This window comes from Kytococcus sp. HMSC28H12 (genome assembly GCF_001816045.1).
Lineage (GTDB): Bacteria > Actinomycetota > Actinomycetes > Actinomycetales > Dermatophilaceae > Kytococcus > Kytococcus schroeteri.
The window spans coordinates 1-12,092 of record NZ_KV824690.1 but is presented as its reverse complement, the minus strand read 5'-3'; the positions used below and the strand labels follow the sequence as shown (position 1 = coordinate 12,092).

Here is a 12,092-nt window from a genome sequence, read left to right as displayed (position 1 = left end):
CCACGTCCTCGTCCAGCGTCCCGTCGGCCCAGACGTCCAGGCCCCAGGCGTCCTCGGGGGAGCGGTACACGGCCTCCTCGCGGGGGCGGTTGAGGTCCACCTCGAAGCGCGAGTGGTGCACCAGCACGCGCGCCGGGGCGCCGGCGGCGATGCGGTCGGTGAAGGGGTCCTCCTCGCGGAAGCGGGTGTCCTCGTCGAGCACCATCGCCGCCGCGGTCTCCTCGCGCAGGCCGTGGCCGGCGTGGATGGAGGTGCCCACCAACTGGCCGGAGAAGTCGCCCACGAGTTCGTGCGTCGGGTTCTCGGTCATGGGCTTCTGTCTACTCGAGGAGGAGGCGCGGGGCCAGTGCGCCCGGCGGTCCGCCCCCGGTCCTGCCGGTCGATCCGCCTCCGGGCGGACCGTTCGGTAGAATCCGGCACCACCCCCACGGTGGTGCCGGCCCCGTCTGGCATGCGTCGGGCGCCGCGGAGCAGCCCGACGCCCCGGCCCCGCCCGTCCCCTCCGGGGAGCCTGGCCGCTGTGACCGACGACCCCCGAGGAGTGCGCCGTGTTCATCGCCATCGCACTCCACCTGCTCGCCGCGCTCCTGGCCCCGCTGGGCGCCGCCCGGCTGGGACGCCGCGTCTTCCCCCTGCTGGCCCTCGTGCCGGCGGGCACGGCGGTGTGGGCCCTCACCCGGTCGGTGGCCGCCCGCGGGGACGCACCGCCGGTCGAGACCGTGCCGTGGGTGCCGAGCCTGGACCTCGAGCTGGCCTTCCGCCTCGACCCCCTGGCCTGGCTCATGGTGCTGGTGGTCGGCGCGGTGGGCGCCATGGTGCTCACCTACTGCACCGGCTGCTTCGAGGACGACGAGAAGGGCCTGGGCCGCTTCGCCGCCTGCCTGGTGGGCTTCGCCGGCGCGATGGTGGGACTGGTCACCGCCGACGACGTGCTCGTGCTGTACCTCTTCTGGGAGGTCACCACGGTGCTCTCCTACCTGCTCATCGGCCACTCCTCGCAGCGGCGCGCCAGCCGCGTGGCCGCCGGGCAGGCCCTGGTGGTCACCACCTTCGGCGGTCTGGCGATGCTGGCCGGCCTGCTGCTGCTGGCCCGTGACGCCGGCACGCACCGCCTCTCGGAGCTCGTGGCCCACCCGCCGGCCGCCACGCTCACCACCTCGGTGGCCGTCGTGCTGGTGCTGCTGGGGGTGGCCAGCAAGTCGGCCCAGGTGCCCTTCCACTTCTGGCTCCCGGCGGCGATGGCCGCGCCCACCCCGGTGAGCGCCTTCCTGCACGCCGCGGCCATGGTCAAGGCGGGCGTCTACCTCGTGGCCCGTCTCGCCCCGGCGCTCGCGGACGTGCCGGTGTGGCGCTGGCTGCTCGTGCTCGGGGGTGCCCTGACGATGCTGCTCGGCGCGTGGCGGGCGATGCGGCAGGTGGACCTCAAGCTGTTGCTGGCCCACGGCACGGTGAGCCAGCTCGGCTTCCTCTGCCTGGTGCTGGGCGTGGGCAACGGCGACGCCGCGCTGGCGGGGGTGGCGCTGCTCGTGGCGCACGCGCTGTTCAAGTCCTCGCTCTTCCTGGCCGTCGGCGTCGTCGACCACGCCACCGGCACCCGCGACCTGCGTCTGCTGCGCGGCCTACGCCGCTCGATGCCGTGGACCTTCTGGACCTGCGTGCTGGCCCTGGCCTCCATGGCGGGCATCCCGCCGCTGTACGGCTTCGTGGCCAAGGAGGCGGCGCTCGGAGCCCTGGAGCACGGCGGTCCCACGCCCGGGGACGGGTTCTCCACCCTCGCCCTGGTGGCCGTGGTGCTCGGGTCGGCGCTCACCGTGGCCTACAGCGGCCGCTTCCTCGTGCTGGGCCTGGGCGACCACGCCCCGGGCACCGACGAGCGGCCCGCCCCCTCCGGCCCCACTCCGGTGGGCCACGTCTCGCCCTGGGCCGTGGCCGTGCCGGTGGTGCTCGCCGAGGCCGGCCTGCTGCTGGCCCCCTTCGCGGGAAGGGTGGAGCACTGGCTGGCCCCGGCCGCCGGCCCCTGGCCCGCCACACCGGACCCGGTGCACCTGGCGCTCGTGCCCCACGTGGGCGTGCCGTTGGCCCTCACCGGTGTGGTGCTGCTGGTCGGTGGCGCGCTGGTGCTGGCCGGCCGGCCGGTGGCGCGCTGGGCGGGTTCGCTGCCGCAGCTGCTCTCGGCGCAGCGCGGCTACCGCTGGACCATGCGCACCGTGGAGCGGGGCGCCAACGAGCTCACCGGTCACCTGCAGCGCGGCTCCCTGGAGCTCAACCTCGCGCTGGTCTTCGGCACCTTCGTGCTGCTGCCCGGGTGGGCGCTGGCCACCGGCGTCGCCTGGCCCGAGCGGGTCCGCCTGGCTGACGGCCCGGCCCAGGTGGGCACCGCCGTGGTGGTGGCCCTGGCCGCGGTGGCCGCCGCCCGCTCCCGCCGCCGCCTGCGCGGTGTCTTCCTCGTGGGCGTCACCGGGTACGGCGTGGCCATGCTCTTCCTGCTGCACGGCGCCCCGGACCTCGCGCTCACACAGGTGCTGGTGGAGACCGTCTCCATCGCCGTGTTCGTGCTGGTGCTGCGCCACCTGCCGGTGCGCTTCCGCGACTTCTCCACCCCGCTGGACCGCCGCCTGCGCTGGCTGCTGGGCGCGGCCGTGGGCACGGTCATGTGCCTGCTGGCGGTCACCGCCTCGGCGGTGCGCACGGCCCCCCACGACCCGGAGGCGCTCGCCGAGCGCGCCAAGACCTTCGGGGGCGGCACCAACATCGTCAACGTCATCCTCGTGGACATCCGCGCCTGGGACACGATGGGGGAGCTCTCCGTGGTGCTCGTGGCCGCCACCGGCGTGGCCAGCCTGGTCTTCCTGCACAGCGAGCGCGTCACCACCAGCTACGACCGCGTCCGCGACGCCCTGGGCCGCCGCCGCAGCCACGCCGCGGTGAGCGAGGGCGGGGCCCGGTGGATCCCCGACGCCGGCGCGCTGCCGCCGGGCGGCCGCAGCCTCATGCTCGAGGTGGCCACCCGGCTGGTCTTCCACGTCATCATCGTGTGGTCGGTCTACCTGCTGCTGGCCGGGCACAACCACCCCGGCGGCGGGTTCGCGGCCGGTCTGGTGGCCGGGCTGGGACTGCTGCTGCGCTACCTGGCCGGTGGCCGCGCAGAGCTGGGAGCCGCCCTGCCCGTGGTGCCCGGCTGGCTGCTGGGTACGGGCCTGTTCCTCTCGGCCGGCACCGGTCTGGTCTCGCTGCTGGCCGGCGGCGAGGTGCTGCAGACCTGGACATACGACCTGCACCTGGGGCCGGTGGGCGAGCTGCACCTGGTGAGCTCGGTGGCCTTCGACGTGGGCGTCTACCTGGTGGTGGTGGGGCTGCTGCTGGACCTGCTCTCCTCGCTGGGCTCCGCCCTGGACCGTGACGCCCAGGAGCGGGGCGACCACACCGGCCGGGCCTCGGCGGTGCTCGCCGGCCACGAGGAGGAGGGTTCCCGGTGACGCCGAGCCTCACCCTGTGCCTGCTGGTGGGTGTGCTGTCCGCCTGCGGGGTCTACCTGTTCCTCTCACGCAGCCTGGTGCGGATGCTCTTCGGCATGCTGCTGCTGGGCAACGGCGTGAACCTGCTCTTCCTCGTGGCGTCCGGGGACCCCGGACGCGCCCCCATCTCCGACGCCGCCGGCACCGGGCCCCTGAGCGACCCGCTGCCGCAGGCCATGGTGCTCACCGCCATCGTCATCTCACTGGCCATGACCGGCTTCGTCATGGCGCTGGCCCACCGCTCGTGGCAGGTGGCGCACACCGACGTGGTGCAGACCGATGCCGAGAGCCGCCGCATCTCGCGCCGCGCCGAGGCCAACAGCTACACACCCGAGGTGTTCGGAGAGGGGTCCAGCGACTCCGCCGACGACCCCGCCGCGGAAGGCGACGACCCACCCGACGCCCCGCCCGCCGACGAGACCACGCACCCCGAGGAGGCCCGATGACGCCCACGCCCGACGTCCTCGTGCCCCTGCCCGTGGTGGTGCCACTGGTGGCCGCCGGCCTGACCCTGGTGGCCAACCGCCGCACGGGCGTGCAGCGCGCCGTCACCGTGGCGGCCCTCACCACGAGCCTCGTGGTGGCTGCCCTGCTGGTGCACCTCAGCGACACCCGCGGGCCGCAGGTGGTGCAGGTGGGTGGCTGGGCGCCCACGGAGGGCATCGCGCTGGTGGCCGACCGCCTCGCCTCGCTCATGGTGCTGGTGAGCGTGCTGGTGACGCTGGCGGTGGTGCTCTACTCCATCGGGGAGGGCCGGTCGTCCTTCGACGAGGAGAGCGACGGCCAGTCCCCGCTGCCGATCTTCCACCCCACCCTGCTGGTGCTCTCGGCGGGCGTGTCCACCACCTTCCTCTCGGGCGACCTGTTTCACCTGTACGTGGGCTTCGAGATGCTGCTGGTGGCCTCGTTCGTGCTGCTGACGCTCGGCGGCACCCGGGCGCGGGTGCGCGCGGGCACCAACTACGTGGCCGTCAGCCTGGTGTCCTCGGCGGTCTTCCTCACCGCCATCGCGCTGGTCTACGCCGCCACGGGAACGGTCAACCTGGCCCACCTGGCGCACCGGCTCGCGGAGGTCGACGCCGACACCCGCCTGGCCCTGGAACTCGTGCTGCTGCTGGGCTTCGGCATCAAGGCCGCCGTCTTCCCGATGCAGGGCTGGCTGCCGGACTCCTACCCCACGGCGCCGGCGTCGGTGACGGCCGTGTTCGCCGGCCTGCTCACCAAGGTGGGTGTGTACGCCATCATCCGCACCGAGGTGCTGCTCTTCCCGGACGACCGGGTGAGCCCCCTGCTGCTGGGCGCGGCTGCACTGACGATGGTGGTGGGCATCCTCGGCGCCATCGTGCAGGACGACATCAAGCGCATGCTCTCCTTCACCCTGGTGAGCCACATCGGGTTCATGATCTTCGGCATCGCGCTCGGTGGGGAGCTGGGGCTCTCGGCGGCCATCTTCTACGTGGTGCACCACATCCTCATCCAGTCGGCGCTGTTCCTCGTGACGGGCCTGGTGGAGCGCCGCGGCGGCACCTCCTCCTCGATGCGGCTGGACCGGCTGGCCACGGCCTCGCCGCTGGTGGCGGTGCTCTTCTTCGTGCCGGCCATGAACCTGGGCGGCATCCCTCCGTTCTCGGGCTTCCTGGCCAAGGTGGGCCTCATCGAGGCGGGCCTGTACCACGGCGGGTGGCTGGCGTACACGCTGGTGGGGGCCTCGCTGCTCACCTCGTTGCTCACGCTGTACGCGCTGACCCGCACCTGGGCGCGGGCCTTCTGGCGCCGCCCGTTCAGCGAGGACGGCCACCCGCTGCGCGATCTGCCGGACCCGGACCGTGACGTCTCGGAGGCGCTGGTGTCCGGCGTGGTCGGTCCCACGGTGCTGCTCGTGGGGGTGGGGCTGGCGCTGAGCGTGGCCGCCGGGCCGGTGTACGCATACACCGACCGCGCCGCCCACGACCTGCTGGGCACCACGGTCTACACGCACGCGGTCTTCCCCGACGGGGTGCCGCGATGATGCCCGCCGACCTGCGCCAGACGCTGCGCGACCGCATCGACCTGCGGGCGGTGGTGCTGCTCACCGCCACGTGGATGCTGCTCTGGGGGCACCTGAAGTGGCTGGACCTGCTGGGGGGCGTGCTGGTCTCCGTGCTGGTGTGCCTGCTCTTCCCCCTGCCACGCCTGGAGCTGCGCCTGGTGCTGCGGCCGGTGGCGTTCGTGCGGCTGGTGGTGACCTTCCTCGTGGACCTCGTGGCGGCCTCGGCGTCCGTGGCCTGGGCGGTGTTCACCAGCCGTCGCTCGCCCGGCGGCACGGTGTTCGAGGTGCCGCTGCGCTCCACCGACGAGCTGTTCGTGGCCACCACGGCGGGCATGACCACGCTCGTTCCCGGCAGCGTGGTGCTGGACCTGGACCGTGAGGTGGGCACCCTGTTGGTGCACGGGTTCCGCGTGCACACCCCCGAGCAGCAGCAGGAGTTCCGCAAAAAGGTGTGGCGGCAGGAGGAGCTGCTGCTGCGGGCGCTCGCCCCGGACGTCGACGAGGTCATGGCCCGCGACCCGGGCGGGCCCCTGCAGGGCCGCTCGGCGCTCACCGGCGGCGTGCGCACCAGCGACGGAGGAGGAGGCTGATGGTCGAGACCGTGCTGGCCTGGGCGGTGGGGCTGCTGCTCGCCGCCTCGGCCCTGCTCACCGTGCTCCGGGTGGTGACCGGTCCCACGATGATGGACCGGGTCATCGGCCTGGAGGTGGTCACCGGTGTGCTCATCTGCGCGCTGGGCACTGAGGCCGCCGTCAACCGGCACACCACCTCGCTGCCGGTGCTCATCTCGTTGTCGCTCATCGGCTTCCTGGGGTCGGTGAGCGTGGCGCGGTTCATGCGCCCGGCCGACGCGCCGCGCACCGAGGAGGTGCCGCGATGACGGGGCTGCTGGACCTGCTGGGGATGCTCTGCCTGCTGGGCGGGGCGGTGCTGTGCCTCTCGGCCTCGCTGGGGCTGTGGCGCTTCGGCGACCTCTTCACCCGCATGCACGCCAGCAGCAAGCCGCAGGTGCTGGGGGTGCTGCTGGTGGCCCTCGGGGTGGGGCTGCGCGTGCGTCAGCCCAGCGACGTGGGCATGCTCGTGCTGCTGGCGGTGTGCCACCTCATCACCGTGCCGGTGGCGGCGCAGATGGTGGGGCGGGCGGCGCTGCGTATCGGGCAGGGCGACTCCGAGGGGGAGGTGGCCCGCCGCTGGGAGGAGCGACTGGCCGAGCTGGAGGAGCAGGACGACGCGGTGACCGGGCAGGAGCAGGCACCCCGCACCTGAGGCGGTGCCTCAGCGCGCGGAGGCGTCCTCGAGCAGCGCCACGCCCGGCCCGGTGAGCGCACCGGGCTCCCACGGGCGCCCGGTGGCGGCCATGAGCAGCTCCAGCAGCCGGCCCCGCGCCTCGGGCCCGCTGCCCAGGGCCACGTTGCCGTCGGTGCCCACCAGGGTCACCCGGCGCAGGGCCGCCGGCGCCCCGCCGAGGGCCTCCCGGGTGCCCAGCTGGTGGGCCAGGGCCTGCTGCACGGCGGGGATCGGGTAGAAGTGGCGGATGCCCAGCGGGCGGCGGACGTCCTCGCCGTGGGCGATCTCCTCCACCAGCCGGCTGGCCACGGGCGCCAGCCAGGTGGGCGGGCCGCTCGTGCGCCCGGCCACGGAGCGCAGGGCGTCCAGCATCGCCGCCGGGGTGGGGCGTCGCTCGGCGTCCACGCCGGCCTGGTTCTGCCGGTCGAGGCTGCCGCCCGCGGCCACCATCGCGCGGGTGAGGCGCCACGGGGTGGTGCGGGCGTTGTCCACCAGGTGGGCGGCCACGTCCATCACCGTCCACCCGGGGGCCAGCGAGGGCGTGTCCCACGCCGCGCGGTCCAGGTCGGCGAGGTCCGCGACGAGCGCCCACCGCTCGGCGTGCACGAGGCGCCAGGTGGCCTCCGCGGGGGAGGGGCGTGCGGGTCCGGGCGTGCGGGGGCGGCGGCGCAGGAGGGGCATGGGCCCAGTGTGGGCCACGCTCCGGCGGGGTCGTCCTCGGGCCGCGTTCCGGGCCAGGTGCATCCGGCCCACCCTCCCTCCGGGTGCGCCGGGCGGCTGGGTACGGTCCGGGCATGACCGCCTCCTCCCGACGCCTCCTCACCATCGCGGCCGGCGCCGCCGTCGTCCTGCTGCTGGCGGTGGGTGCCCTGCTGGCCGGCCGCTCCGGCCCGTCGCCCCAGAAGGCCTCCGGGGGCGATGCCGGCGCGTCCTCACCGGCGTCCCCCGGGGAGTCCTCCGCCGCCGGGGAGGGAGGCCGTGGCCCCTCGGCCGCCGAGGAGCGCATCGGCCTCACCCGCCGCGACGCCGATGACGTGACCGCTCTCGGTGACGTGGACGCCCCCGTGGTGCTCATCGAGTACGCCGACTACCGCTGTCCCTTCTGCGCGGTGTTCAGCCGCGACACCATGCCGGAGCTGGTGAGCGAGTACGTGGAGTCCGGCCGGCTCCGGGTGGAGTGGCGCGACCTCCCCCTGTTCGGCGAGGAGTCGGAGAAGGCCGCGGTGGCCGCGCGCGCCGCCGGTGAGCAGGGGCGGTTCTGGGAGTACCACCGCGCGGTGTACGAGGCCGCGCCCGAGCGGGGGCACCTGGAGGTCACCGACGAGAAGCTCACCGCCTGGGCCGAGGAGGTGGGGGTGCCGGACATGGAGCGGTTCGCCCGCGACCTGGAGTCCCCCGAGCTGCTGGAGCAGGTGCGCGCCGATGCCGAGGAGGCCCGCTCCCAGGTGGGTGCCACGGGGACGCCGACCTTCGTCATCGACGACCAGCGGATGGTGGGCGCCCAGTCCGCGGAGACCTTCCGCCGGGTGATCGACCAGCAGCTCGCCGCGCGCCGGGAGGGCTGAGTGGACATCGGGTACACCGGCGCCTTCCTCGGGGGCGTCCTCGCGCTGCTGAGCCCCTGCTCGGTGATGCTGCTGCCGGCCTTCTTCGCCTACGCCTTCACCTCCCCGGGGGCGCTCGTGGGGCGGACGATGGTGTTCTACGCGGGCCTGTGCGCCACGCTGGTGCCGCTGGGCGTCTTCTCCGGCGCCGTGGGCTCGCTGCTCACCGCGCACCGGTCGGCGTTGGTGGCCGGTGCCGCCGCAGTCGTCATCGTGCTGGGCCTGTGGCAGCTCTCGGGCCTGCCCGTGCCCGGTCTGGGCCGCACCGCCGGCGGAGGCCGCGACACCACCTCGGTGGTGTCGGTGTTCACCCTCGGGGCCGTGTACGCGGTGGCCGGCGTCTGCGCGGGGCCCATCCTGGGTTCGGTCCTCATGGTGGCCACCGTGAGCGGCAGCGCCGTGTACGGCGGCACCGTGCTGGCCCTCTACGCGCTGGGCATGACGGTGCCGCTGCTGGTCCTGGCTGCGGTGTGGGACCGGCTGGGTTCCCGAGGCCGCGCTCTGGTGGCGCCCCGCGAGGTCTCCTTGGGGCCGTGGCGCAACACCTGGGCGATGGTGGTCTCCGGGCTGCTCTGCGTGGCCATCGGTGTGCTGCTCCTGGTCACCGACGGCACGGCGGGGCTGAGTGGGCTGGTCACCGTCAGCGCCCAGCGCGACGCCGAGACCGCCCTGGCCGAGTGGGCCTCGGGGGTCTCGGACACCTGGTTCGTCGTGGTGGCGGCCCTGGTGGTGCTGGGGTTGGTGGTGTGGTCGGTGGGCCGACCGTCCCGGGGCCCACGGTAGGGCTGGGCGCCGTCGGTCGGGCGTGCCTCAGCACCACTTCCCGGCGATGGCGGCCAGCACCGTGCGGTTGCGGGAGGTGGCCGTGCCGGCGTGGCGTTCCACCAGCCCGTTGGAGAGTTTCGAGCGATGCACGTCCGGCCCCATCAGCGTGTGGGCGGCGCGGCCCCGCACCATCACCCGCTCGCCGGGGAACTCCAGCCCCTCCAGCGCGGCGACCGCGTCGGCGCCGGGCTTGGCGCGCAGCAGCGACACGTAGTGCGCACCGTCGTGCCCGGCGGCCACCTCGTCGAGGGAGTCCACCACCTCCTGCAGCTCGGCGGGCGTCAGCAGCACCACCGGCACGTCGAACCCGCGGTCGGCCGCGAAGGCGGCCTCGAGCCGCTCGGTGATGCGCTCCCGCGAGTGCATCGTGGTGCTGAAGCGCACGTTGCCGGTGTTGATGTGGGTGGCCACGTCGGTGAACCCCAGGGCCTCCACGCAGGTGCGCACCTCCGCGGCCGGGAACTTCCGCCTCGCCCCCAGGTTCACCGCGCGCAGGAAGCCGATCCACGTGCTCATGGGGTCAGTCTGCCCGGAGAGGGTGCCGGTGTCCCCTCCTCATCACGGCGGCGTCGGGCCATCCCCCATGATGTGCCGATGACGCTCGCCCAGGCCCTGCTCTCCTTCGCCGTCGTCGCGGCCGTGCTCACCATCACGCCGGGGCTCGACATGGCCCTCGTGCTGCGCTCCGCCCTCCGCGACGGGCGCGGCTCCGCCGTGGCCACAGGCGTGGGCATCTGCGCCGGTTCCCTGGTCTGGGCCGTGGCCGCCGCGGTGGGGGTGAGCGCCCTGCTCACCGCCTCGGCCACCGCGTTCACCGTCCTCAAGCTGGTGGGTGCTGCCTACATGCTCTTCCTCGGCCTGCGGATGCTGTGGGGCGTGGTGCGGGGCACAGGTCACGTGGACCTCGACGCCGCCCCGCGCACCCGCGGTGGCGCGTGGGAGCACCTCCGTCGCGGCCTGCTCACCAACGTGCTCAACCCCAAGGTGGGCGCCTTCTACGTGGCGGTGCTGCCCCACTTCATGGCCGACGGGGTGCCCACCGCTGTGATGGGCCTGCTCCTGGCGCTGGTGCACGTGGTCGAGTCGCTGGTCTTCTTCGCGCTCATCATCGCCGGGGCGCACTCGGTGCGGGGGCTCCTGCAACGCCCGGTGGCCCAGCGCGCCATCGATGCCGTCACCGGCACGGTGCTGGTTCTGTTCGGCGCCCGGTTGGCCACCTCGCGCTGAGCACGGGCCGGGTGCTCATGCGCACTGCCAGGTGAACCCGGCGTCCGCCACGGGCTCCTCCGCGTCCGGGCGGGTCATCCAGTAGAGCTTGCCCTCGTCCCCCCAGCACATGCCGGTGGCGTCGTCGCTGCCCACCTGCAGCAGGTTGTGCCACCGGACGGCCTCCCGGTCGCCATCCTCCCCCTCGGCGGAGAGCCCCTTGAACGCCATGACCTCGAACTCCGTCGGACCCTGGTCGGGCAGGGTGTACCCGCCCAGGCGGTGGCTGGCCTGGGCGATCTGCAGGGTCATCACCTCGTCCTCGAAGTCCTCGTTGGTCACCGGGTGGTCGTCCACCGGGCCCACGCCGAACTCCAGCGACACCGCGGGGTGGTCCGAGGCCGGGTAGCTCATGGCCTGCCGGCCGGTCAGCTCCACCTCGGTCCACGACTCCAGCGGCTCGGGCACCTGGGTCGGCGGGCAGGTGTCGCGCCCCGCGGCCACGTGCAGCAGCACCGCGCCGGCGGCCGTGGCAGGGTCCCAGCAGCCCACGAGGGTCTCGAAGTCGTCCACCTCGCCGTCCCAGTGGAAGGCCAGCAGGCGCCCCGTCGTGGGCAGCTCGATGCCGGTGCGCAGCCCAGCGGCCGCGAGGGCGGCGAGGTCCACCTCGCCCACGAACGCCAACGGGCCGTGGCCCTCCCAGTGCGGCCACGGGGTGCCGGCGGGCAGGTGCGGAACGCCGCCGAGCCGCGCCACCACGGGGCCTTCGCCGCCCACCAGCTCCACCGTCGGGCGGCCCAGCGCCAGCCAGCGCCGGGCAGTCTCGGGGTCGAGGTACTCGCGCGCCACGGCCTCGAACGGATCCTGCAGGTGTTCCACGTCGTCGTCCTCGTAGGGGGCTTCTGGCGCGAGCAACATATCTGCGGCCACCGACGATCTCCGTGCCCTCGTGGCCGGGGTCGTTCCCGGGGTCGTGAACTCACGCGGGCAACAAGAAGGAACCCGGCCCGCCGTACCGGCGGCGACGTCAGCCTGTCACAGGCACCTCGAGGACGAGTAGGTCGTCTTCCCGTGACTGCATCACATGTTCTTCAGCCGCTCGCCGGGTAGAGTACGCGATTCGACCGAAATGAGTATCGAGATCCCCGGCTGCGACGACGAAGAGAGATTCGGGACGATCTTCTCCATCGGTGACCCATGGGACGGTGGTGAACCACTTCTCCGTTCCGGGGAGTTGGTGCTCCCGGGCGGTCATCTCCAGGGCGATGCGTTGCGAGGGTGTTGCCGCCCAGATGTATTCCCTGTCCCCAAAGGTCTCGTCCTTATAGAGCAGAATTATTTCTCGACCCCTCCGGCGCCCGTGGATCAGGTTGATCCAATTACGCGCCACAGTTGAGAGCATTTGTGGTCGGGTAGACGCGGGCATAGTACTTCTTCCCCTTCCGGATGATCGTTCCCAGGGTGGTTCCTCCCCATCGGGTGCGCTTGCCCCCAGAGTACGAGTGCGAGAGGTTCTTCTGGTGGTAGGTCTTCTGTCCGGTGTTGCCGCCAGACTTCGAGGGATCCTTGACCCACCAGAGGAGGCGCTTGTGGCGAAGGGGCTCATCCGATCTGAGGGTGTAGTCG

At 73.5% G+C, this 12,092-nt stretch carries 15 protein-coding genes; 9 read left to right on the top strand and 6 right to left on the bottom strand.

Features of this window, described 5'->3' with window-relative positions:
- Nucleotides 1–310 (bottom strand): N-formylglutamate amidohydrolase (locus HMPREF3099_RS11265; protein ID WP_141762152.1); only part of this gene is annotated, 310 nt, incomplete at its 3' end.
- Nucleotides 311–548: 238 nt separating this feature from the next.
- On the opposite strand from HMPREF3099_RS11265, the gene HMPREF3099_RS11260 reads away from it, so the two are divergent.
- The 6 genes from HMPREF3099_RS11260 to mnhG are packed head-to-tail and all read left to right on the top strand — an operon-like array spanning nt 549 to nt 6,810.
- On the top strand, nt 549–3,476 hold the full coding sequence (locus HMPREF3099_RS11260; protein WP_070706153.1) for a Na+/H+ antiporter subunit A: 2,928 nt from the start codon (nt 549–551) through the stop codon (nt 3,474–3,476).
- Nucleotides 3,473–3,961, top strand: coding sequence for a Na(+)/H(+) antiporter subunit C (locus tag HMPREF3099_RS11255; RefSeq protein WP_070706151.1), 489 nt, complete (start codon nt 3,473–3,475; stop codon nt 3,959–3,961). The genes HMPREF3099_RS11260 and HMPREF3099_RS11255 overlap by 4 nt, the downstream gene beginning before the upstream one ends.
- Nucleotides 3,958–5,523, top strand: a complete 1,566-nt coding sequence (locus HMPREF3099_RS11250; protein ID WP_070706149.1) for a Na+/H+ antiporter subunit D — start codon at nt 3,958–3,960, stop codon at nt 5,521–5,523. Before HMPREF3099_RS11255 ends, HMPREF3099_RS11250 begins: the two co-directional genes overlap by 4 nt.
- Nucleotides 5,520–6,134, top strand: a complete 615-nt coding sequence (locus HMPREF3099_RS11245) for a Na+/H+ antiporter subunit E (RefSeq protein WP_070706147.1) — start codon at nt 5,520–5,522, stop codon at nt 6,132–6,134. Before HMPREF3099_RS11250 ends, HMPREF3099_RS11245 begins: the two co-directional genes overlap by 4 nt.
- A complete protein-coding gene (locus HMPREF3099_RS11240; protein WP_070706145.1) occupies nt 6,134–6,424 on the top strand; it encodes a monovalent cation/H+ antiporter complex subunit F in 291 nt (96 codons plus the stop codon). The genes HMPREF3099_RS11245 and HMPREF3099_RS11240 overlap by 1 nt, the downstream gene beginning before the upstream one ends.
- Nucleotides 6,421–6,810 (top strand): monovalent cation/H(+) antiporter subunit G, encoded by a 390-nt coding sequence (gene mnhG / locus HMPREF3099_RS11235; RefSeq protein ID WP_070706143.1) that lies wholly within the window; start codon nt 6,421–6,423, stop codon nt 6,808–6,810. The genes HMPREF3099_RS11240 and mnhG overlap by 4 nt, the downstream gene beginning before the upstream one ends.
- Nucleotides 6,811–6,819: 9 nt before the next feature.
- On the opposite strand, the gene HMPREF3099_RS11230 is transcribed toward mnhG, so the two are convergent.
- Nucleotides 6,820–7,512 (bottom strand): maleylpyruvate isomerase family mycothiol-dependent enzyme, encoded by a 693-nt coding sequence (locus tag HMPREF3099_RS11230; RefSeq protein ID WP_083323738.1) that lies wholly within the window; start codon nt 7,510–7,512, stop codon nt 6,820–6,822.
- A gap of 113 nt (nt 7,513–7,625) precedes the next feature.
- On the opposite strand from HMPREF3099_RS11230, the gene HMPREF3099_RS11225 reads away from it, so the two are divergent.
- Both HMPREF3099_RS11225 and HMPREF3099_RS11220 read left to right on the top strand, forming a co-directional pair.
- Nucleotides 7,626–8,396 (top strand): DsbA family protein, encoded by a 771-nt coding sequence (locus tag HMPREF3099_RS11225; protein WP_070706141.1) that lies wholly within the window; start codon nt 7,626–7,628, stop codon nt 8,394–8,396.
- Nucleotides 8,397–9,218: a cytochrome c biogenesis CcdA family protein gene (locus HMPREF3099_RS11220; protein WP_070706139.1), complete on the top strand. Its 822-nt coding sequence runs from the start codon at nt 8,397–8,399 to the stop codon at nt 9,216–9,218.
- A gap of 27 nt (nt 9,219–9,245) precedes the next feature.
- Here HMPREF3099_RS11220 and HMPREF3099_RS11215 read toward each other — a convergent pair whose 3' ends face one another.
- Nucleotides 9,246–9,776, bottom strand: a complete 531-nt coding sequence (locus HMPREF3099_RS11215; RefSeq protein ID WP_070706137.1) for a DUF1697 domain-containing protein — start codon at nt 9,774–9,776, stop codon at nt 9,246–9,248.
- 78 nt (nt 9,777–9,854) lie between these two features.
- Between HMPREF3099_RS11215 and HMPREF3099_RS11210 the strand changes: the two genes are divergently transcribed.
- Nucleotides 9,855–10,487 carry a LysE family translocator gene (locus HMPREF3099_RS11210; protein ID WP_070706135.1) on the top strand — a complete coding sequence of 211 codons (633 nt, stop codon included), beginning with the start codon at nt 9,855–9,857 and terminating at the stop codon, nt 10,485–10,487.
- Between the two features lie 15 nt (nt 10,488–10,502).
- Here the strand turns inward: HMPREF3099_RS11210 and HMPREF3099_RS11205 are convergent, their stop codons facing one another.
- The 3 genes from HMPREF3099_RS11205 to HMPREF3099_RS13575 all read right to left on the bottom strand — a co-directional run.
- Nucleotides 10,503–11,396, bottom strand: coding sequence for a DUF1963 domain-containing protein (locus HMPREF3099_RS11205; protein ID WP_141494828.1), 894 nt, complete (start codon nt 11,394–11,396; stop codon nt 10,503–10,505).
- Between the two features lie 97 nt (nt 11,397–11,493).
- The gene (locus HMPREF3099_RS12565) at nt 11,494–11,868 is read right to left on the bottom strand and encodes a hypothetical protein (protein ID WP_141762151.1); all 375 of its coding nucleotides are present in this window, start codon (nt 11,866–11,868) and stop codon (nt 11,494–11,496) included.
- A partial coding sequence (locus tag HMPREF3099_RS13575) for a hypothetical protein (protein WP_237769853.1) occupies nt 11,846–12,092 on the bottom strand: 247 nt, incomplete at its 5' end. The genes HMPREF3099_RS12565 and HMPREF3099_RS13575, both read right to left, overlap by 23 nt.

Excerpts from the sequence above, each read along its gene's own strand:
- HMPREF3099_RS11215 (WP_070706137.1), bottom strand. The coding sequence starts at position 9,776 with ATGAGCACGTGGATCGGCTTCCTGCGCGCGGTGAACCTGGGGGCGAGG.
- mnhG (WP_070706143.1), top strand. The coding sequence starts at position 6,421 with ATGACGGGGCTGCTGGACCTGCTGGGGATGCTCTGCCTGCTGGGCGGG.
- HMPREF3099_RS11240 (WP_070706145.1), top strand. The coding sequence starts at position 6,134 with ATGGTCGAGACCGTGCTGGCCTGGGCGGTGGGGCTGCTGCTCGCCGCC.
- HMPREF3099_RS11230 (WP_083323738.1), bottom strand. The coding sequence starts at position 7,512 with ATGCCCCTCCTGCGCCGCCGCCCCCGCACGCCCGGACCCGCACGCCCC.
- HMPREF3099_RS12565 (WP_141762151.1), bottom strand. The coding sequence starts at position 11,868 with ATGCTCTCAACTGTGGCGCGTAATTGGATCAACCTGATCCACGGGCGC.
- HMPREF3099_RS11245 (WP_070706147.1), top strand. The coding sequence starts at position 5,520 with ATGATGCCCGCCGACCTGCGCCAGACGCTGCGCGACCGCATCGACCTG.
- HMPREF3099_RS11250 (WP_070706149.1), top strand. The coding sequence starts at position 3,958 with ATGACGCCCACGCCCGACGTCCTCGTGCCCCTGCCCGTGGTGGTGCCA.
- HMPREF3099_RS11225 (WP_070706141.1), top strand. The coding sequence starts at position 7,626 with ATGACCGCCTCCTCCCGACGCCTCCTCACCATCGCGGCCGGCGCCGCC.
- HMPREF3099_RS11210 (WP_070706135.1), top strand. The coding sequence starts at position 9,855 with ATGACGCTCGCCCAGGCCCTGCTCTCCTTCGCCGTCGTCGCGGCCGTG.